General features: G+C 64.9%; 21 protein-coding genes. 17 read left to right on the forward strand and 4 right to left on the reverse strand.

Annotated elements, in window-relative coordinates:
• The first annotated feature begins 130 nt into the window (after positions 1-130).
• The 7 genes from ACQUSY_RS03070 to ACQUSY_RS03100 all read left to right on the forward strand — a co-directional run bounded on the left by ACQUSY_RS03070 (position 131) and on the right by ACQUSY_RS03100 (position 6494).
• On the forward strand, positions 131-505 hold the full coding sequence (locus ACQUSY_RS03070; RefSeq protein WP_428903043.1) for a GntR family transcriptional regulator: 375 nt from the start codon (positions 131-133) through the stop codon (positions 503-505).
• The gene (locus tag ACQUSY_RS03075) at positions 505-1398 is read left to right on the forward strand and encodes an ABC transporter ATP-binding protein (protein WP_428903044.1); all 894 of its coding nucleotides are present in this window, start codon (positions 505-507) and stop codon (positions 1396-1398) included. Before ACQUSY_RS03070 ends, ACQUSY_RS03075 begins: the two co-directional genes overlap by 1 nt.
• On the forward strand, positions 1395-2081 hold the full coding sequence (locus ACQUSY_RS03080) for a hypothetical protein (protein ID WP_428903045.1): 687 nt from the start codon (positions 1395-1397) through the stop codon (positions 2079-2081). Before ACQUSY_RS03075 ends, ACQUSY_RS03080 begins: the two co-directional genes overlap by 4 nt.
• Before the next feature lie 128 nt (positions 2082-2209).
• Entirely contained in the window at positions 2210-3463 is a 1254-nt protein-coding gene (locus tag ACQUSY_RS03085) for a sensor histidine kinase (RefSeq protein WP_428903046.1), read from the forward strand.
• Positions 3460-4131 (forward strand): response regulator, encoded by a 672-nt coding sequence (locus ACQUSY_RS03090; RefSeq protein ID WP_428903047.1) that lies wholly within the window; start codon positions 3460-3462, stop codon positions 4129-4131. Before ACQUSY_RS03085 ends, ACQUSY_RS03090 begins: the two co-directional genes overlap by 4 nt.
• A gap of 79 nt (positions 4132-4210) precedes the next feature.
• The gene (locus ACQUSY_RS03095) at positions 4211-5509 is read left to right on the forward strand and encodes an acyltransferase family protein (protein ID WP_428903048.1); all 1299 of its coding nucleotides are present in this window, start codon (positions 4211-4213) and stop codon (positions 5507-5509) included.
• A gap of 100 nt (positions 5510-5609) precedes the next feature.
• A complete protein-coding gene (locus tag ACQUSY_RS03100; RefSeq protein WP_428903049.1) occupies positions 5610-6494 on the forward strand; it encodes a metallophosphoesterase family protein in 885 nt (294 codons plus the stop codon).
• 60 nt (positions 6495-6554) lie between these two features.
• On the opposite strand, the gene ACQUSY_RS03105 is transcribed toward ACQUSY_RS03100, so the two are convergent.
• Positions 6555-7376: a GntR family transcriptional regulator gene (locus ACQUSY_RS03105; RefSeq protein ID WP_428903050.1), complete on the reverse strand. Its 822-nt coding sequence runs from the start codon at positions 7374-7376 to the stop codon at positions 6555-6557.
• A gap of 101 nt (positions 7377-7477) precedes the next feature.
• Between ACQUSY_RS03105 and ACQUSY_RS03110 the strand changes: the two genes are divergently transcribed.
• From ACQUSY_RS03110 to ACQUSY_RS03135, 6 genes are read left to right on the forward strand one after another with little or no spacing between them, the layout of a single operon-like run.
• Positions 7478-8998 (forward strand): ABC transporter substrate-binding protein, encoded by a 1521-nt coding sequence (locus ACQUSY_RS03110; protein ID WP_428903051.1) that lies wholly within the window; start codon positions 7478-7480, stop codon positions 8996-8998.
• Positions 8998-10002, forward strand: a complete 1005-nt coding sequence (locus ACQUSY_RS03115; RefSeq protein ID WP_428903110.1) for an ABC transporter permease — start codon at positions 8998-9000, stop codon at positions 10000-10002. Before ACQUSY_RS03110 ends, ACQUSY_RS03115 begins: the two co-directional genes overlap by 1 nt.
• A complete protein-coding gene (locus tag ACQUSY_RS03120; protein WP_428903052.1) occupies positions 9999-10871 on the forward strand; it encodes an ABC transporter permease in 873 nt (290 codons plus the stop codon). The genes ACQUSY_RS03115 and ACQUSY_RS03120 overlap by 4 nt, the downstream gene beginning before the upstream one ends.
• Positions 10868-11674, forward strand: coding sequence for an ATP-binding cassette domain-containing protein (locus ACQUSY_RS03125; protein WP_428903053.1), 807 nt, complete (start codon positions 10868-10870; stop codon positions 11672-11674). The genes ACQUSY_RS03120 and ACQUSY_RS03125 overlap by 4 nt, the downstream gene beginning before the upstream one ends.
• Positions 11671-12450 (forward strand): ABC transporter ATP-binding protein, encoded by a 780-nt coding sequence (locus ACQUSY_RS03130; RefSeq protein ID WP_428903054.1) that lies wholly within the window; start codon positions 11671-11673, stop codon positions 12448-12450. The genes ACQUSY_RS03125 and ACQUSY_RS03130 overlap by 4 nt, the downstream gene beginning before the upstream one ends.
• Before the next feature lie 2 nt (positions 12451-12452).
• Positions 12453-13175 (forward strand): tyrosine-protein phosphatase, encoded by a 723-nt coding sequence (locus ACQUSY_RS03135; protein WP_428903055.1) that lies wholly within the window; start codon positions 12453-12455, stop codon positions 13173-13175.
• 66 nt (positions 13176-13241) lie between these two features.
• Here ACQUSY_RS03135 and ACQUSY_RS03140 read toward each other — a convergent pair whose 3' ends face one another.
• On the reverse strand, positions 13242-13541 hold the full coding sequence (locus ACQUSY_RS03140; protein WP_428903056.1) for a chorismate mutase: 300 nt from the start codon (positions 13539-13541) through the stop codon (positions 13242-13244).
• A gap of 68 nt (positions 13542-13609) precedes the next feature.
• Here ACQUSY_RS03140 and ACQUSY_RS03145 point away from each other — a divergent pair, with 68 nt between their 5' ends.
• Entirely contained in the window at positions 13610-13912 is a 303-nt protein-coding gene (locus ACQUSY_RS03145) for a hypothetical protein (protein WP_428903057.1), read from the forward strand.
• A gap of 95 nt (positions 13913-14007) precedes the next feature.
• Here ACQUSY_RS03145 and ACQUSY_RS03150 read toward each other — a convergent pair whose 3' ends face one another.
• Together ACQUSY_RS03150 and ACQUSY_RS03155 are read right to left on the reverse strand one after the other, a co-directional pair.
• Positions 14008-15192 carry a lactonase family protein gene (locus ACQUSY_RS03150; RefSeq protein ID WP_428903058.1) on the reverse strand — a complete coding sequence of 395 codons (1185 nt, stop codon included), beginning with the start codon at positions 15190-15192 and terminating at the stop codon, positions 14008-14010.
• Complete coding sequence (locus ACQUSY_RS03155; protein ID WP_428903059.1) at positions 15192-16478, reverse strand: adenylosuccinate synthase; 1287 nt, start codon at positions 16476-16478, stop codon at positions 15192-15194. The genes ACQUSY_RS03150 and ACQUSY_RS03155 overlap by 1 nt, the downstream gene beginning before the upstream one ends.
• A 124-nt stretch (positions 16479-16602) precedes the next feature.
• Here ACQUSY_RS03155 and ACQUSY_RS03160 point away from each other — a divergent pair, with 124 nt between their 5' ends.
• From ACQUSY_RS03160 to ACQUSY_RS03170, 3 genes are all read left to right on the forward strand, one after another.
• Positions 16603-17292, forward strand: coding sequence for a peptidylprolyl isomerase (locus tag ACQUSY_RS03160; RefSeq protein WP_428903060.1), 690 nt, complete (start codon positions 16603-16605; stop codon positions 17290-17292).
• 93 nt (positions 17293-17385) lie between these two features.
• Positions 17386-18624, forward strand: coding sequence for an HNH endonuclease signature motif containing protein (locus ACQUSY_RS03165; RefSeq protein WP_428903061.1), 1239 nt, complete (start codon positions 17386-17388; stop codon positions 18622-18624).
• An 89-nt stretch (positions 18625-18713) separates the two neighbouring features.
• Positions 18714-20639, forward strand: a complete 1926-nt coding sequence (locus ACQUSY_RS03170; protein WP_428903062.1) for a M3 family metallopeptidase — start codon at positions 18714-18716, stop codon at positions 20637-20639.
• Positions 20640-20644: the final 5 nt, after the last annotated feature.

Consider the following 20644-nt stretch of genomic DNA (forward strand, 5'->3'; position numbering starts at 1 on the left):
TTCGGAACCATTCCTCGCCATCGCAGGGATGGTTCCGTCATGAGATTTGATGTGGGAAGAAACCCCTTGCGCATACCTTAGGTTATGTGGTTAGTTAGTCGAGTAAGGAACCAACGAAGTGGAGGTGATCGTGATTGAAGAAGGCAAGCCGCTGTTCCTTCAGATCGCGGAGCAGGTCGAAGACTCGATCGTCGATGGCTCACTCGCTGAAGAAGGTCAGGCGCCATCCACCAATGAGCTCGCCGCGTTTTATCGCATCAACCCGGCGACCGCAGCGAAGGGAGTGAACATGCTCGTTGACAAGGGAGTGCTCTACAAGCGCCGAGGCATCGGCATGTTCGTCGCGTCCGGTGCACGTGACCAACTCCTCACCGAACGACGAGGGATCTTCGCAGATCGCTTCGTCGATCCACTCCTGGTTGAAGCCCGCAAGCTCGGGCTCACCGCCGAAGACTTGGCCGTTCTCATTCGAGACCGCGCCACACAAACAGAAGGGGAAAACTGATGACCACCGTTGTCGAAGTCAAGAACCTCACCAAGCGATACCGCACGACCACCGCGGTAGAGAACGTGAGCTTCTCACTTGAAAGAGACACCATCTACGGCCTACTCGGACGCAACGGCGCCGGCAAGACCACCGTGATGTCGATCCTCACCGCGCAGAACTTTGCCACCTCGGGCGACGTGCGCATTTTCGGTGAAGAGCCGTACGAAAACGCGAGGGTCCTGAGCCGCATGTGCTTCGTACGTGAGAGTCAGCGCTACCCCGACGGCTGGCGTGCACGCAATGCGCTCAAGGCTGCCTCGCTCATATTCCCGAATTGGAATGAGGAGGTCGCGCAGCGCCTGATCAAAGAGTTCCAGCTGCCACTGAACCGTGACATCAAGAAGGTTTCACGTGGTCAGCTGTCGGCGATCGGCGTCATCATCGGCATTGCGTCACGCGCTGAGATCACGTTCTTCGACGAGCCCTACCTCGGGCTTGACGCCGTCGCACGCCAAATCTTCTACGACCGACTGCTCGAGGATTATGCCGAGCACCCGCGCACCATCATCCTCTCCAGCCACCTGATCGACGAGGTCTCCAACCTCATCGAACGCGTAATGGTGATCGATGCGGGCAAGGTCATCATGGATGAGTCCACCGACGACGTGCGCGATCGTGCCACCGCCATCGTGGGCGAAAGCGCCGCAGTCGAGGCATTCGCCGCAGGCCGCGAAGTGCTCCACCGCGAATCGCTCGGACACGTGACAAGCCTCACCGTGCTCGGACACATCACCCCGAGTGAGCGCGCTCAGCTCACCACCGCGGGCATCGAGCTCGCACCCGTTTCTCTGCAACAACTCATCGTGCGCCTGACACAGGCCGCGGCCGAGTCGAAGGAGGTCGCACCATGAGTCGCATCGGCACCGTCGTCCGCATGCAGTTTGTGAACCGTTGGACATTCATCTGGATACCCCTCATCATCCTCGGCGGCACATTCGTCATCACGCTACTGATTCACTGGATGATCCCCACTGATGATCCCAAGTTCGGCGGGGGCGCGCAGGCCCCCATGTGGTACATGCTGAGTGCCGGCATCATGGCCATGGCAGCTACCTTTCCGTTCTCCCAGGCCATGAGCATCACGCGTCGCGAGTTCTATATCGGAACCATGACGGCGGGGGCGATCACGTCGGGCATCATGGCCCTCGTATTCATCATCGGCGGCCTCATCGAGGACGCCACTAATGGATGGAGCTTCAATAGCTACTTCTTCCGTCTCGACTGGTTGTGGCAAGCGGGCGCCGTCATTGCGGGCATCTTCTACTTCGCCCTCACGATGCTGCTGTTTTCGATGGGACTCTTCTTCGCGACGGTCTACCGCCGTTGGGGCGCTCCGGTGCTCACGATCGGTCTCGTCAGTCTCGGCCTCGTGTTGGTGGGCGTAGTGTTCTTGATCACAAAGTTCGAACTCTGGGGAGGCGTCGCGCAGTTCTTCATGAACGCTGGTGTCACCGGCCTCACGTTCATGTTGCTGGGCCTCACGGTCGCGTTCGCGGCAGCCGCCTACCTGCCGCTGAGACGCTCAACTCCGTAATGAGCAAATGAAGTCCCCGGAAGCACGGTGCTGGTTGCGGGGACTTCGTGCGTTCTGCGCGTATCGAGCAACCCGGAACGGCGTGGAAGCGAGCAGGGGAGACTAGCCTGGGAGGCGGAACGGAGCGTATGAGCGATACGAGTGAGCGGACGTCGCGGTGGCGTGTGCTTCCGGGGCGCGCGAATGTCGTGCTCTGGCTCGCCGTGGGCACGTTTGCCGTCGCCGTTCTTGCGGTTTCGGCACCGCTGAGCGTCACGGTTTATGACGTTCCGGTCGTCACGGCGCTGTTGTTCTCGCTCGTACTTGCGGGCGCGATGCCGCTTGCGCTGGTGTTGCCGTGGGGTGGCGTCGCCGCCGCGATCGTGAGCGCGACTTCGCTCACGAGTGGCTCCGCCTTCACGACGGAGGCGCCCTGGCCGGTCTCGGTGACCACGACCATCGCGGTATCGCTCACGTGGCTCCTCGTCGGCTGGCGCGCGCGATGGTTTGTTGTCACGATTGGCTGGTTCGGCGGCGTGCTGATGGTCATCGTCTCGACGGCCGAAGCGCTCAGCGCCAACGCCCCGAGCGGCGCGATCATTGCCGACCTGGTTGTGTTTGCCGCCGCATCACTCGTCACAGCTCTCGCCGGAATCATTCTGCGCAATTGGGAAATCGTTGGCGCCCAGCTTGTCGCCGAACGCGCCCTGTCGGCTGCCGAAATCGCACAGCGCGAGGCTGCCGAGGAGAAGGCCCGTATTGCCCGCGAACTGCACGACGTCGTCGCGCACGGCATGTCGGCGATCCAGGTGCGTGCCGCGAGCGCACGATACCGCCTCACCGGTCTTCCCGCCGACGCGATCGCCGAGTTCGACGACATCGCCGCCACCGCGCGAGCCTCGATGGCCGACATGCGGTCGATTCTCGGCGTGCTGCGTGATGAAGGTTCTGACGCCGCATCGAGCCCGCAGCCCACGCTCGCCGACCTCTCTGCCCTCGTCGAACGCGCCCGCGCCCTGTCGCCGATCACCGTGACCGGGGCGTGGAACCTCACCCCCACCGAACGCGCTGACCCGCTGCTCGGGCTCACCGTCTACCGAGCCGTGCAGGAAGCACTGAGCAACGCGGCCCGTCACGCACCGGGTGGCGCCATCACCATCGCGTGGAGCGAATCGCCCACGAGCCGCCATATTACGATCAGGAACGCTGCACCAACGCGCACGATCGATGGCTCGCGCTCCGATCACCCGCTTGCAACGCACCGTGGCGGGCAGGGCCTGCGTGGCATGCGCGAGCGCCTGCACGTGCTGAACGGAACCGTGAGTACAGCACCACAACCGGGTGGCGGTTTCGCCGTGCAAGTGGCAATACCCCGCGACTCACCCCGAGGAGAGACGCTATGACAACCGTGTTGATCGTTGACGACCAGGCGATGGTGCGCGCGGGATTCGCCGCCATACTCGGTTCGCACGAGGACATCACCATCGTTGGCCAGGCGGGCGATGGCGTCGAGGGTGTTGCCCTCGCTCGCGAACTGCGCCCCGACGTCGTGCTGATGGACGTGCGTATGCCCAATCTCAACGGCATCGACGCGACGACCGAGATTCTGGCTACCGCGAAACGCGACAACCGCCCGGCCCCGGCCGTGCTCATCCTCACGACGTTCGACGCCGACGAATACGTGCACGATGCTCTCACGGCTGGCGCGAGCGGCTTCCTCCTGAAAGACGCCCTGCCCGAAGAACTCGTCAACGCCGTCAACATCGTTGCCGCTGGCGACGCGTTGCTGGCGCCACGAATAACGAAGCGACTCCTCGAGAAGTTCGCCTCCACGCGCCCGGCAACCAACCGCCACGCCCTGAGGCTCAACGACCTCACCGAGCGCGAGCACGAAATCCTCGTGCTCATCGGCCGCGGCCTCTCCAACAAGGAGATCGCCGAGACGCTCTTCCTCGCTGAGCAGACGGTGAAGAGTCACGTCAGCCGCATCTTCACGAAGCTCGACCTGCGCGACCGCGTCAACGCCGTGATTCTCGCCTACGACGCCGGCCTCGTCGAGCGCTCCAGCTAGCCACCCCCTACCGCGGTACTAGTCACGTCAACCCTGCGGGGTGATGCGGCACGCCATAGTTGTGCCCGACCGTAGGGGTATGGTCGACATCGCCCCACGCCCCACCGCCGTCAAACGCACCCCGCGCGACCTCCCGGTCATCGGCGGAGCCCGCGACATCGCGATCGACACCACCCGTGCTGTTCTCCTCACGATCGTCGTGTTCCTGCACGCGTTCATGGTCGGTGTCAGCCTCGACGCCAACGGCACCCCGGTACTCGAAAACGCGATGGAGCACTGGTCGGGCTGGCCCGTACTCACGTGGTTCGCGCAGGTCATGCCGCTGTTCTTCGTGCTCGGCGGATTCGCGTCGTACACGCAATACAGCAAGCTGCGGGCACGCGGAACCACGGCCTCCGCATACGTCTCGGCTCGCCTGGCACGTCTGCTGATTCCCGCAGGCGCCGCGATCGCCGCGGTCACGATCTTCTTGGCAGCACTCACCGTCACTGGGGTCTCCCCCGACGTCATTGCGACCGCTGGCTTCCGTATTAGCCAGCCGTTCTGGTTCTTGGCGGTTTACATCGGTGTCACCGCCCTGGTTCCGGCCATGGTGTGGCTCCATGAACGAAGCAAAGGCCTGACCCTCCTCACTCTCGCGCTCGGTGCGCTCGTGGTCGATGTTGTGCGCGTGGCCACCGACATCACCGCGATCGGCGCCCTCAACATTGCGTTCGTCTGGCTGTTCGCGCAGCAGTTGGGCTTCGCCCTCGCCGACGGTACGCTCGACCGCCTCGGCACCCGCGCCCAGCGCACGATTGGCATCGCCGCCCTTGCGACGATCGCCGTCACGATGCTCACCGGCTTCTATCCCGCCGACCTATACGCGGCGCTCAACCCGCCGATGGGCGTGCTGATTCTGCTCGGCATCGCGCAGACCATGATCTTCCTGCAGCTGCGCACGGGCATCCGCCGCATCGGCGCGTTGCCGGGCATTGCCCGCGTCGTCACCTGGATCGGCGAGCGCTCCATGACCATCTACAGCTGGCACATGCTCGTCACGATCGCGATCGCCGGCGCCCTCATCAACGCCCCGTTCGCACTGCCCGCCCCGATCACGACCGACTGGTGGCTCACCCGCCCGCTGTGGTTCCTCGCCGTCGGCGTCGCCGTGGTCGTCGCCGCCTCTTTCGCCGGAGGCCTCGAGCGCCGCCGCATCACCGCCCCGCCCGCCGGTCGCACCCGCGTCACCGTCGCGACCCTGCTTGCCGTCGCCGGTGTCGTGCTCACGCTCGCCATTGGTTCCGTCGGCGCCGCGTGGGTCATCGCGTCTGCCGCCGTCGCCACAGCACTCATCCTCGTGATGCGCCGTACCCGCCACGAGGCACTCACCAAGTAACACCGTCAACGAGACCCCGGGGCCCCATGCGCAACGCCGCGCCCGCTAATCTTTGCGTTAATGTCGCCATCCATTAACCAAAGTCCGAGACGGTAGCCCGATGAATACCCTTCGCATCCTGCACCTCACCGATACGCACCTCTTCGGCGATGATGCTCGCCACTATGACACGGTCGACACGGCAGCCCAACTGACGGCCGCGCTCGCGCACGTCGCCGAGCAGACCTTTGACCTTGTGGTTGTCGCCGGTGACGTAAGCGAAGACGGAACCATCGAGTCGTACCAGCGTGCTCGCACGATGATGGGCGATTGGGCCCGTGAGCGCGGCGCTCGCACGGTGTTCACGATGGGCAACCATGATCGGCGCGAAGCTTTTCGCGAGGTGCTCGGCGGCGGACAGCCCGACGCCGACGAGCACGCACTTCCCGGCGTCGACCCCGCCCGCCCAGTCGCATCGGTGGCCGAGAGTAACGGCTGGCGCGTCATCGTGCTCGACAGCTCGGTGCCCGCACGCGGCTATGGCGACATCGAACCCGAGCAACTCACGTTCCTCCGCGAAACCCTCGCGACTCCTGCTGAAAACGGCACCGTCATTGTGATGCACCACGCCCCGGTAGACGCGCAAACCGACCTGCTGCAGGCGCTCGCCCTTGACCCCGCTGACGCCGATGAGTTCATCCAGATCATTACCGGTTCTGACGTGCGCGCCGTGCTGAGCGGCCACTACCACCACCCGATCGTCGAAACGATCAACGGCATTCCGGTGGTCGTCGCCGCGGGTGTCGCCAACATTGCCCGCTCGCTCGACGACCCGGCAGAAGAATCAGCCGAGCTTGCTTTTGGTGGCGCGGTCATTGAGATCCGCGACGCGCGCACCCGCGTGGTTCCGTTTGTCGAGCGTCACGAACCGACGCCCGAAGTGTTCCGCTACGACCGCGATATCGTCGCCCGCATCATTGCAGCCGCCGGCCGCCCCGCAAAGTGAGCCCCTGGTTCCGCCCCACCCACGCGCGCCACACGCGTGGGGCGGAACCATGACGGCAGGTCAGAGATCGTCGTCGGGGGTGACGGATTCGGTGTCGTAGCGCAGCACGAACTTGGCTTCGTCGCCCCGCAGACGACGACGCACATAGAACACCGGGCGGCCCGCGGTATCGGCGGTGACGCCATCTCGCACTAGTAGGGCCGTACCGGTGGGCACACCGAGGGCGTCGGCGTCGGCAAAGTCGGCTCCAACTGCACTAAACGCGCGCCACAGGTAACGCAGTTCGAGGCCGAGACCCTCGACGAGACCGCGCACGACGAGGCCGTGCTCGGCAACCAGGGCTTCAACGTCGCCGAGGCGCTCGGGGTACCAATAGCTGTTGGTGATCCAGCGGCGACCGCCGTGAATCATGACGGTGTCGAGGCGGCGCAGCTCCGCCAGGGGTACTCCGAGGCCGGCCACGATATCGTCGGGCAACGGTTCTGTTGCGGGGCCCGCGTGCAGCACGACCTCATCGACCTGGCGCACGGGGCGGGCAGAGACCGGCGGCAGGCTGAGGTCAAGCGCGTCCGCCAGCGAGTCAGATGACTGGCGGGCAACGGGCAAGCTCGAAACGATCTCAACGAGGTCGGGCGGTGACGTGACAAACGTGCCGACACCGCGGCGAATCTCCACCGCGCCCAGGCGCTGTAGCTCGACGATGCCCTGCCGAAGCGTGAGGCGCGTCACACCGAATCGCGCGGCCAGCTCGTTTTCGTTGGGAAGTCGGGTGCCAGCGGGCAACGTGCCGTCTTGAATCTCTTGCCACAGCTCGGCGGCAATACGACGGTAAACCGGCAAGCCAGACAGCGCTGAGTCACGGGCACTTTGCCGCTCGTTCACCTGCCACTCCCTTTCGCGTCACAAAGGACATCTAGACATATAGATGTCCTGCACAGCATGTGAGGGGTTGCGATGCAATCCCCACAACAGAAAGGTATTCCATGCGCAGATCTGTTGCGTTCACCGCCCTGGCCTTGAGCGGTGTCTTGCTCGCCGGCTGCTCCACCTCCCCCGCAAACGATGCGGCCCCCGAGACCTCGGCACCCGCCGCGGCTGCTGATCCCACCGCGATCGTCGACATCCGTGTTGGGCTCGAGCCGACGAGCCTCGACGTCACCACGACATCGGGCGCTGGCCTCGTTCAGGTCATGCGCGGCAACGTCTACCAGGGCCTCGTCGGCCTCACCGAAGACCGCACCATTGTTCCGGCACTGGCGACGGAGTGGGAGGTCTCGGAAGACGGACTCACCTACACCTTCACGGTGCGCGATGGCGTTGTTTTCCACGACGGCACCCCGATGACCATGGATGATGTGGTCGCTTCGCTCACCGCCGCGAGCGCTGATGACTCCAAGAACCCTGATGCCAAGCGCATGACCGGCGTCGTGTCGGTGACCGCGACCGACGACAGCACCGTCGAAATCGTGCTCGCCGAACGCGACATTAACTTCCTCGAGACCCTTACCACGGGTGCGGGCTACATCACTTCGCAGACCTCGACGGTTGACCTCGCATCGGCAACGAATGGCACCGGCCCGTACACTCTCGGCCAGTGGAACCGCGGCGCAACGCTCTCGCTCGAGCCGTTCGCGGACTACTGGGGCGACGCGCCGAGCAACGGCGGAGTCGTCTTCCACTACATCGCTGACGAGGCGACGGCGGCGACCGCACTCCGCGGTGGCGAGCTCGACGTTCTCGTCGGTGCCTCGCCCGAAACAACCGACCTGTTGGCCGCCGATAACGCGTTCCAGGTGGCCGAGGGCGAGTCGACGAGCTGGATGACGCTCGGCTTCAACCACACCGTCGAGCCGCTCAAGGATCAGCGCGTTCGCGAGGCTATCCGCCGCTCGATCGATAAGAGCGAGCTCATTGAGGTTCTCGGCGGCCAGGCGCTCGAAGTCGGAACCATCACGGTTCCGAGTGACACGTGGCACGTTGACGCGACCGACACGGCCGCGTTCGACACCGCAGAGGCGAAGAAGCTCCTCAAGGAGGCCGGCTACGAAGACCTCGAACTGACGCTGACGGTCTCGAACACGTACGACACCATCATCACCGAGTTCATCGCGGCAGAGCTCGCCGAAGTCGGCGTTGACGTAAAGATCGAAACCGTCGAGTTCGCGACCTGGTTGGAAGACGTCTACACGAACAAGAAGTTTGAGCTGACGATGGTGCTGCACGTCGACCCGGCGACGGCAACGTACTACGCCAACCCGAACTACTACTGGAGCTACGACAACGCCAAGGTTCAGGGTCTGATCGCTGACGCTCGCACCGCGCTCACCGAAGACGAGCGCGACGAAGCCATGCGTGAGGCAGTCACCCTGGTTGCCGAAGACTCGGCGAGCGACTGGCTGTACTCGCCGAAGAACATCATCGTCGCCGGCGCCGACGTTGCGGGCTTCGCGGTCGACCGCAACTCGACCAACTTCCCGGTTTCGGGCATCACGATCGCCGAGTGATGACCCTCACGGCGGCACCGTCTGGGCGCGGAACCATGATCCGCGCCCAGCGCACGGCTCGCTACATCGCGGGGGAGGCGATCGTTCTGATCGCCTCCCTCGTGGTGGCGAGCATGGCCATCTTCGGATTCTTGGCCATCCTTCCCGGCGACCAGGCCGCCGTTCTCGGCGGCGTTGACGCCACCCCCGAGCAAATCGAGGCGTTGCGCCAGCAGATGGGCCTTAACCGCCCGATTTGGGAGCAGTATCTGGATTGGTTCGGCGGCGTACTCACCGGCGACCTCGGCACGAGCGCCCTCGATGGCCGCTCGGTGGCGGCCGAACTCGGCGAAAAGCTGCAGGTCACGGTTCCGCTCGGCATCCTCGCGCTCATCCTCAGCATTGTCATCGCGGTTCCGGTCGGCGTGATCGCCGCCATCTACCGCGACAGCGCATTCGGCCGCGTGATCACGGGGCTCAGCCAGCTCTGCGCAGCGATCCCCACGTTCGTGCTCGGCCTCGCGCTCGTGCTCCTTGTCGCGCTGCCGACGCGGCTCTTTCCCGTGCAGGGCTTCCCTGCCGACCGCTGGGCTGACCCGATGGAGGCGTTGCGTTCGCTGATCCTGCCGGCCACCGCCATTGCGATCGGACAATCAGCCGTGCTGGTGCGGTTCGTCCGTAGCGTCACGATCGACATCCTGCTGAAGGACTGGGTTCGCACCGGGCTCGCTCAGGGCTGGCCGCTACGCGCAGTACTCGTTCGCCATGGCGCCCGCAACGCGGCACTCCCCCTGCTCGGCATCATCGGTCTGGAGATCGCGGGCATTCTGATGGGCTCCGTCATCGTCGAGCAGATTTTCGCGCTCCCCGGCGTCGGTGGCATGCTGCTCAGCGACGTCGGAAACCGCGACATCACGTCGATTCAGAGCACCCTGTTCGTGCTTACCGCCCTCGTGATGATCACCACCGTTGTTCTCACCACGCTCTCCCGCGTGCTTGATCCTCGCGTTCGGAGCGCCTCATGATTCGCCGCTTTCTCCGCCACCCGCTGGGCATCGTTGGCCTCGCTCTCGTCGCCGTGCCCGCCTTCGCCGCGATCGTGTCGCTGTTCTGGACGCCCCATAACCCGACCACCTTCGAACCCCTCGACCGTTGGCTACCGCCATCACCTGAGCACTGGCTCGGCACCGATGCGGGCGGGCGTGACCTGTTCAGCATCCTGCTCGCCGGAGCTCAAGCGACCATGCTTGCCACCGTTCTCGCAACCGTCGTTGCCATCGTTGTCGGGGTTCCGCTCGCCCTCATGACGGCGCTGGCTCCGCGCCGCACCTCGGGTGTCATGGAACGCGGCATCGACATCGCGATCGCCTTCCCGACGCTCGTGCTGGCCATCATTTTGGTGACTTCGTACGGCGCCAGCATCTGGACTTCCTCCATCGCGATCGGCCTCGGTAGTAGCGTCGTGGTCGCCCGCACGATGGTCTCCGAACTGCGCGGTGTTCTCGCGTCTGACTACGTGACGCTGGCGAGAGCGGGCGGCGTGGGAACCATGGGCATTGTGTTCTCACATTTGCTTCCGAATGTGGCGCCCACACTTCTCGTGCGCGCCACCCAGATTCTGTCGGTGGCCGCTCTCGCCGAGGCGGGCCTGTCGTACCTCGGTTTCGGCACGCCACCGCCCACCGCGTCGTGGGGCCGCACGCTCTCCGACCTGCAGTCCCAAGTATTGGTGCGCCCCGAAGTTCTCATTGCCCCCAGCATCGCCATCACCACGCTCGTCATCGGCTTCGCCCTCATCGGTGATGCCCTGCGTGACGCTCTCGAAAACACCGCGCGGGCCACGCCGCGCCCCACTCCCGCATCCGCCCCCGCAACCGAGAAGGTGCCCGCATGACTCTGCTCAGCATTGACAACCTGACCATCACGATCGCCGGACGCACCGTTGTCGACGGCGTCTCCCTGCACGTTGAGCACGGCGAGCGCGTCGGACTCATCGGTGAATCCGGCTCCGGCAAGTCACTCACGTGTCTGGCAACGCTCGGCCTGCTGCCGCCCACCGCGAGCGCCACGGGCAGCATCACGGTCGAGGGCGCCCAGGTGATCGGCGCGTCGACCCGCTACCTCCACAAGCTCCGTGGCCGCACCGTCGGATGTGTTTTTCAAGAGCCCCAGACGGCGCTGGACCCGCTCACCACGATCGGTCGCCACCTCGTCTCACCGCTGCGCGCACACGGCCAACTGCGCCCTGGTTCCGCCCGCCGCACCGCCATCGCGCTGGCTGACATGGTGGGCCTGCCCGACCCCGAAAGCATCATTCGCCGTTATCCGCACGAGCTCTCCGGCGGTCAGCGTCAGCGCGTCATGATCGCAATGGCGATGTCGACTCGCCCGTCGCTCCTCCTCGCTGACGAGCCGACGACGGCGCTCGATGTCACGGTGCAGGCGCGGGTGCTCGCGCTCATGGGCGATCTCACCGAGCGCAGCGGCGCCGGCGTGCTGCTCGTCACACACGATATGGCCGTCGCGGCTTCGCGCTGCGATCGCATCGTGGTGATGCAGTCGGGCCGCATCGTGGAAACCGGAACCCCGGAGCAGTTGCTGACGAACCCGCGCGAGGAGTACACGGCACGTCTCGTCGACGCCGCCTACGCGACCAGTTGGCAGCCCGCGCGTGAGCGCATCGCGGTGGCGGCATGACATCGCTCCTGTTTGACGCCGCGAACGTCTCGATGCAGTATCCCGGCTCATCAAAGCCGGCCGTCGATGGCGTCTCGCTCACGGTTGAGCCGGGCCGGCATCTCGGAATCATCGGGGAATCCGGGTCGGGCAAGACGACGCTGGCACGCATGTTGTTGGGGCTGAATCGCCCGACGAAGGGAACCATTAGCTACCGTGGCGAGGCAGTTCCGGTTGGTCGCGACAAGGGCGCGCGGGAGTTTCGCCGCCGCGTACAGGTCGTGTTGCAAGATCCGTTCGCGTCGTTGAACCCGCGCATGCCGGTCGGGCGCATCATCGCTGAACCGGTGCGGGCGCTGTGCCCGACGTGGGATGCCCGCGCCCGCACCCTCGAGCTTTTGGCCGCCGTCGGGTTGCCGGAGGAGTTCGCGCAACGTCTGCCGCGGGAGCTCTCCGGGGGCCAGCGGCAGCGTGTTGCCATTGCCCGTGCGCTGGCCCCACGACCAGAGACGGTGATCGCCGATGAGCCGGTCAGTGCGCTCGACGTGTCGGTGCGCGCTCACGTGCTGCAGCTGCTGCGTCGGCTGGCGGCGCACGAAGAACTCACCCTGATTGTCATTTCGCACGACCTCGGCATTGTCGACGGCCTGTGCAAAGACGCGCTCGTGATGCGCTCCGGGCGTATCGTCGAACACGGACCGGTCGGCGATGTGCTCGAAAACCCCCAAGCCGACTACACCCGCGAACTTCTCGCCAGTGTTCCCCTTCTGCCCCACCGAGAGGCCCGCACCCCATGACTATGACTGAGACTCTGGTGACACCGCCCGCGCTGCACAACTTCCGCCCCGTCGGCGGCTTCACCACGCGCGATGGCCGCCACGTGCGTGGCGACCGGGTGTTTCGCTCTGCCGCCCCGATGCGCGAGCCGGGCGTTGCCACAACCGATGTTGTTGGTTCCGGTGTTCGCACAATTGTTGATCTGCGCGACTCGGGCGAACGCGCCCGTACGCCCGGCGCCTGGCAGCACGATGAGCTGACCGTGCATCACATTCCGGTATTTGATGACCAGCTCCGCGACCTGCCGTTCGACACGCTCGATGAGTTGTATGGCCACATGGTCGACTCGTTTGCCGGCCAGTTAGCGTCGGCCGTGACGGCGATTGCGCAGGGCGCGAGCCGCGGCGTGCTGTTGCACTGCACCGCAGGAAAAGACCGCACCGGCGTTATTAGCGCGCTGATGCTTGATGTTCTGGACGTCGACCGAGCAACCATTCTCGACGATTTCTCGGCATCCCAGCGATTGCTCGGTGCGGACTACCTCGCCGACCTGTTCGCCGGGCACGACCCCGCGTCGATTCCTGGTATCGCCGCGCACAAGGCGACGGCATCGCCGCCCGAGCTTCTCATCTCGATGTTCGCGCGCGTTGAGCACCAGCACGGATCATCGGCGGCGTTTCTGCAGGCAAATGGCGTGACTGACGCTGACCTGGAGCGCCTCGCAACCGCTCTCGTCGTCTCGTAACCATCCCCTGGTTCCGCCCCCTCCCGTCGCCGAGGTACGTTATTAGGCGAGATACGAGGTGGGGGCTTACGTCCGCTCTTCGGCGGTCTTCGTGTGGTGGCGGATGACCTCGGCGACGACGAAGTTGAACCACTTCTCGGCAAACTCAGGGTCAAGGTGCGCGTCTTCGGCGAGCTGCTTGAGACGCGCAACCTGCTGCTCTTCACGCTTCGGGTCAGACGCCGGCATTTCGTGCTCGGCCTTGAGAACGCCCACCTGCTGCGTGGCACGGAACCGTTCCGCGAGCATAAAAATGAGGGCGGCGTCGATGTTGTCGATCGTCGCGCGGAGGCGCAGCAACGTGGTGGTGGGGTCTTCCGCAGTCATGCGTCCAGCCTAGAACGCTTCGGGCACATGATCTGCCGAATGTCACAGCTGGCTGATAGCATCCGAACATGAACCGACGACTCGCAGCCCTTATTCTCACGGTTCCGCTCGCTGTTGCGGCGCTTGCCGGGTGCTCAAGCACCGCGGGCGGTGGCAATGGCGACTGGCCCGCTGACATCACCGAAAACTTCATGACGAGTTGTGAAGACTCCAGCGGCGGCCAGACCGCCTACTGCGAGTGCTCGCTGGAGACTCTGCAAGAGAACTTCACGCTCGACGAGTTCAAGGAGATGGATCAGAACATCAACGACGAGAAGACGCAAGACGTTCTCGCCGAGATCATCTCGTCGTGCCAGGCAGAGATCAAGTAACGGGCGACATCACCCGCGCGGCTCGAAGACGCGCAAAATAGGCTCCGCCACCGCCTGGGTGCCGCCGCGGCTGCAAAAACCGCGGCGGGCGGGCGCTAGTCGAAGAGCGGAACCAGTGCCGTCGGGGTCGGGGCCGGGGTGCGGTGCAGAAGCTGGCCGACAATACCCGTGCGCGGGTCGACGCTGCGCGAAACGACGTCGTCGGAGCGTTGACCGGTGACGAAAATCGTGTCACCCACGAGTACGTGATGACGTGGCCAATCGACACCGGATTCGACGAGCGCGACGCTTTCGAGGCGGGCGCCGCCATCGAGCACGGCGATCGTTGCGACGGTGTTAGAACCACGCACCGTCACGTGCAGGTACAGCCCGTCAATAGTCGTCGAGATTTCAGCCGGGTAGTCGACACCGAATGATGTTTCCCGCGAAACCGGCACGGCCGTGACGATGCGCCACACGCCTTCGCGGTCGGGAGCCAGACCGTAAACCTCGCCGGAGTACTCGGTCACGACGTACAGGTGACCGCTCGGGTGCCACACCGCGTGACGCGGGCCCGAGCCCTTCGGCAGGGCAACCTGCTGAATCTCGGTGTCGCCGCGCCAAATGCGCACGAGGTCGAAGCCGAGGTCGGTCGTCGCGAACAATCCGCCCGAGACGAACGTGGTGTGGTGGCCGCGAGAGACGCGGGCGTTAGGGTCTTCGACCACCGGCAGCGTTTCAACGGGCTCGGGGTTGTCGTAGTCCGGAACCAGGTGTGCGAACTCCGGTCCCGCTGCCTCACGAAGTGCGGCAGCGGCGGCGCTCAAGTCAACGGTTCCGTTTGCCGCGAGGCTGGCCGGCGGGTTCGCCGCCTCGAAGCTATACGGATCGGTGGTCGACGACAGTGCGGTCGCCACCCCCAGCGAACCGTCGGCCGCGAGCGCAACGCGCGTAATGGTTCCGTCGCCATAGGCGGCTGTTACCAGCGTGCCCGCACCCGGCGCGATGGCCGCGTGGCACGTGGCGTATCCGGTCGAAACCGGGGCACCGAGCGGTGCGAGCGTGTCGTCACCAGTGCGGCGGAAGGCCTGGACGGCACCCCGCTCTTCGAGCGTTGCGTAAACAACGTCTTCAGTGGGGTGCGCGACCAGCCACGAGGGAGACTCGGCATGCACGGCTGTGCCACTGAACGTGAGCGCGCCACGCGGCGATTGCGCAGCAGGTTCGCCTGCCACCAAAACGCCGATACCGCTGGCGTGGCCGCTCATGTCAGCGGTGTAGCCGCCGAGCCAGAACCGCATTAGTCGAGCAACGGCGTGCGTACGATGGCCGCGTCGCGGGCGGGGCCCACGCCGATGACCGAGATGCGAGTGTTGCTCATCTTCTCGAGCGCAAGAACGTAGTCCTGCGCATTCTGCGGCAGGTCTTCGAACGTACGCGCGGTGGAGATGTCTTCCGTCCAGCCGGGGAAGTATTCGTAGATCGGCTTGGCGTGGTGGAAGTCGGTCATGTTGACCGGAACCTCGTCAAAGCGAACACCATCAACGTCGTACGCGACACACACCGGGATCTGCTCGATGCCGGTGAGGATGTCGAGCTTCGTCAGCACGAGGTCGGTGAGACCGTTGATGCGCGTGGCGTAGCGGGTGATCGGGGCGTCGTACCAGCCGACGCGACGCGGACGACCCGTCGTGGTTCCGAATTCGAAACCGCGCGAGCGCAGCATGTCGCCGTCAGCGTCGAACAGCTCGGTCGTGAACGGACCGGAGCCGACGCGGGTCGTGTAGGCCTTGACGATTCCGACGATGCGGTCGAGGCGGTTGGGGCCAACACCCGAACCTGTTGCGGCGCCACCGGCGGTTGCCGACGACGACGTCACGAACGGGTACGTGCCGTGGTCGACGTCGAGCATCGTGGCCTGGCCACCCTCGAAGACGACGACCTCGTTGCGGTCGAGCGCCTCAGCCAGAAGCAGCGCCGTGTCAGCCACCATGGGCTTCAGGCGCTCCGCGTAGGCGAGCAGGTCGTCGACAATTTCGTCGGCCGTGATGGCGCGACGGTTGAAAAGCTTGACCAGCAGGTGGTTTTTCTGGTCGAGGGCGCCCTCAACCTTCTGGCGCAGAATGTTCTCGTCGAACAGATCCTGCACACGAATACCGACACGGTTGATCTTGTCGGCGTAAGCCGGTCCGATTCCGCGACCCGTGGTTCCGATCTGGCGCTTTCCGAGGAAGCGCTCAGTGACCTTGTCGAGCGTGCGGTGATACTGCGTGATGATGTGCGCGTTGGCGCTCACCTTCAGGCGCGAGACGTCGATGCCGCGGGCGCTCAGCGCAGTGAGCTCCGCGAAAAGGACTTCGAGGTCGATGACGACACCGTTACCGATGACGGGCGTGACTCCGGGCGAAAGGATGCCGCTGGGAAGCAAGTGAAGTGCGTACTTCTCGTTGCCCACAACAACGGTGTGGCCGGCGTTGTTACCGCCGTTGAACTTGACGACCCAGTCGGTGCGTTCACCGAGAAGGTCTGTCGCTTTACCTTTGCCCTCGTCGCCCCACTGGACGCCGACGATCACGATTCCTGGCATTTTGGGATACACCCCCTGAAAAGGGACCCGGGCGTGGGTCCACCCAATCTTACCCATTCGCCCTGAGAGGCCTTTGAGGGTGGCGGAATGTGACGCGTAAGGGGCCACCCCTTACGCTCTAACCATGCGGTTTTCTCGGATGGCGGCGATTGCTGCGACGTTTGTGCTGGCTCTGACCCTGGGCGGATGCGCGACGACGCCCGGTTCGACCCCGACGTCTGAGCCGGCCGTCAGCCCATCGGCAGACGCAACAGCTGACGGCGCGTGCGCATACCCCACAAGCCCGCGTCCGGCGGCGAAGGCTGTCGAGGTTCCGCCCGCCGAGCCCACCGTTACCGGCGAAGTTTCGGTGACGATCGCGACGTCGGCCGGTGACCTGAACCTCACGCTCGACGCTGATAAGGCCCCGTGCGCGGTCAACAACTTTGTTTCGCTCGCCGAGCAGGGCTACTTCGATGGCACGTCGTGCCACCGTCTGACCACGTCGGGCATCTTCGTACTGCAGTGCGGCGACCCGTCGGGCACGGGTTCGGGCGGCCCGGGATACTCGTTCGCCGACGAGCTCGACCCGAAAGAGACGTACCCAGCAGGAACCGTGGCGATGGCCAACGCTGGCCCCAATACCAATGGTTCCCAGTTCTTCCTGGTCTACCAGGATGCGCCCGGCGCTCTCGCCCCCGCCTACACGCCGTTCGGCACGTTTGATGAGGCTTCGGTGAAGGTCGTGCAGGATGTCGCGAAGGCCGGACTCGCCGATGATCAGGTGGCACCGAAGACCCCGGTCGACATCTCAGCGGTGACCGTCGCTCCGTAGCGTTCGCTCCTCAACAGGCGGGTTGTGGCGTCGAGCTTTCCACAGACTATCGAACACTGTTTCCAATGACGAAGGCCAATGCCACAATGAGGTATGGCACTTTTCCACGACGTTCTCGCACTGATACCGACCGCGGTATCTCATGCGGGCGCGTCTGTTGCGCCCGAGGCTGACCGCTCGATCATCACCGATGTCGTGGGCGATTTCTCCCGCGACGAGGTGATGGCGGCGATCCGTGAGGTGACGGCAGTCACGCAAGAGGCCGAGTACATTCGGTCTGTTCTCATCGGCATGGCCGCGTCACTGTCGACGCGCGAAGCCGGGCACGAGGGCCTCGCGCAGAAAGAGGGGCATCGCAACACCACGTCGCTGATTCAAGCGGTGATCGGAACCAGTTACACCGAGGCCGCGAAGCAGGTTCGGGTGGGTGAATCGCTCGTGGAGAGTCTCGTTTCTCCGCCTGCGGCCCCGGCTTCTGAGCCGGCTGGCGGTGGTGATTCCCCGGAGGGTGACGCTGGCCCGGATCCTGAGCCGGTGCCGTGTCGCGAGCCGTGGCATGCGCCGCTCGGGCGCGCGCTGCGTGACCAACAACTCACGACACAGCAACACGACTCGATCATGAAGGGGTTGGGCGCGCCTCCTCGCATTGCGCGTGATTCGCACGGCGACCCGGTGCCCGAGAGCTCCGGCTCGCCTGCGCCTGGAGCCGACGATGCGCCCGATGCCGGTGTCGAGCCACGCGCTCTGACGCGTGAAGAGGCTGACGAGGTTGATCGTGAGTTTATTGACGCCTGGTCACTTGCCGCGGAGACGCTGGTTGAAGAAGCCGCGATTCGCGACACCACAGAGCTGTATCGCGCGGCGAAGGCGCTTCGTGATCAGCTTGATCCCGTTGGCGCCGAGAAGCGATACCAGGAGCGCTATGAGAAGCGGTCTTTCCGCATTGAACAGTGGCGCGACGACGTCAATCTCGACCGCGAGCAGCGCTTATTCAGTGCACAGCAGCGAATTGCGCTCGCCCTGCGTGATGGCGGCCGTCGCTGGCTCGATTGCGACCGCCCCGCGTCATATTGCGAAGCGCATCACATTGATCCGTGGAAGGAGTGCGGCAAAACCGATATCGATCGCGGTGTTCTGCTGTGCCACTTCAATCATCGGCAGCTGCATCTCGACAAAACCCGCATCACGCGCGCAGGCACCGACGATTTCGTCCTCCGACGTCCCGGCCGCCCACCCGAGGTGCTACCTCGGCGCGCTGCGCTGACCTACGCGTGGGCGAGCCTCCATCATCCCCCGCGCCGCTTCCGCCCCGATCCCCCGCCGCGCACATGACGGCGCCCTCTTCGCCGCGGCAACCGCGTCGATCCAGCCCATCCACGCGCTCACCCCACAGCCCACGCCTGAACAGATAGCCTCGACGAATGACCAATGACCTGCTCACACTCCCGACGTCCGCCGACGAGTGGATGGAGTTCGTCACAACACGACCCGACGCCTTCCTCGCGAAGGCTCGTGAGCACGTCGCCGCCCTCAAAGACGGCACACCCCGCACGTCCACAGAGACGCTCGACCTCTGGAACGAAGTGACCTGGTCACTGCGATCAGCCGGCGGGCCCAGCTATGTCCTCAGCGAATGCCACCCCGACCCCGCGATCCGCGACGCTGGCTCCGAACGCTACCTTGCTGCGGTCGCATTCGAAACCGAGCTCATGCTCGACCGCGACCTGTTCGAACTCTTCACGAACACCCTCGCCCATGACAACGAGAGCGATCTCGACGCCGAGCAGGCACGCCTCCTCGACCACACGCTCCGCGACCTGCGCCTCGCTGGCGTCGGGCTCGACGACGCCGGCCGCGCACGCGCGAAAGAGCTCGCCGATCGCGACTCCCAGCTCGGGGTCGAATTCGGCAAAAACATCCGCGACGGCAAGCGATCCCTGCGCATCTCCCCCGATGCTCTCACCGGGCTCCCGCAAGACTTCATCGACAACCACCCCGTCGGCGAAGACGGGCTCATCACGCTGACGACCGACTACCCCGACTATGTTCCGGTACGCGAGTACGCCACAAACCGCGACACCCGCATCGCGATCTCCGAGCTCTACAACGATCTCGCGTGGCCTATCAACGACCCGATCCTGGCCGAACTCCTCGACGTCCGCCGCGAGCGCGCACAGCTTCTCGGTTTCGGCGACTGGTCAGACGTCGAAACCGCCACCCGCATGGCCGGGTCCTCGGCGAACGTCGACGCTTTCCTCACCCAGGTCGACGATGCGTCGCGTGACGCCGCCACCGCTGAGTACGCAACCGTGCTCGCGCGCCTCCAGCAGGAGGTTCCAGAAGCCTCTGCCGTCACCACCGCCGACCTCGCGTATCTCCTCAACACCATCAAGCGCGAGCAGTACGACGTCGACGCCCAGGTCGTGCGGTCGTACTTCAGCTTCCCGGCCGTCATGCAGGGCGTGCTCGACCTCACCGGCAAGCTCCTCGGTATCGAATACCACTCCGTCACGGTGCCCACGTGGCACGAAGACGTTCACGTTTTCGACGTCACAAAGGGCGGCGAAACGATCGGCCGCATCTACCTCGACATGCACCCGCGCGACGGCAAGTACAACCACGCTGCCTGCTTCGACATGATCGTGGGCCGCGAAGGCGTCGAGCTGCCCGAGGGTGTGCTGATGTGCAACTTCGCGCGCGGAACCATGGAGCACGATGAGGTGACGACGTTCCTTCACGAGTTTGGTCACCTCGTGCACGCGATTCTCGCCGGACACCAGCGGTTCACGGCGCAGAGCGGTATCGCCACGGAGTGGGACTTCGTCGAAGCTCCGAGCCAGATGCTTGAAGAGTGGGCGTGGGACGCCGACGTGCTGGGTCAATTCGCCCGTAACGCCGAGGGTGAGCAGATTCCCGCTGCCCTCGTGCAGCGCATGCGCGAAGCCGACGCGTTCGGCCGGGCACTCTTGATGCGCCGCCAACTCGGATTCGCCCGCGTCTCGTATCAACTGCACCATGACGTTCCGGCCGACATCACCACCGCGGCCGCGCAGTGGGTTGAGTCGACCTCGCCGGTAAAGAACCTCGAGGACAGCCACTTCGCGTGCGCGTTCGGGCACCTCACCGGCTACGGCGCGAGCTACTACACCTACCAGTGGACCCTCGTCATCGCGCGTGACCTGCTCACCGCGTTCGGCGACGACCTCATGAACGAGGCGGCCGCTACCCGCTACCGCGAAACCGTGCTCGAGCCCGGTGGCACGAAGGATGCCGCCGACCTGGTGCGCGACTTCCTCGGCCGCGACTACAACTTTGACGCGTATCGCGCCTGGTTGAGCGGAGAATAGCACCG

Origin of the sequence: Microbacterium daqui, assembly GCF_050408675.1 — a bacterium.
In the GTDB taxonomy this organism is placed as follows: Bacteria; Actinomycetota; Actinomycetes; order Actinomycetales; family Microbacteriaceae; genus Microbacterium.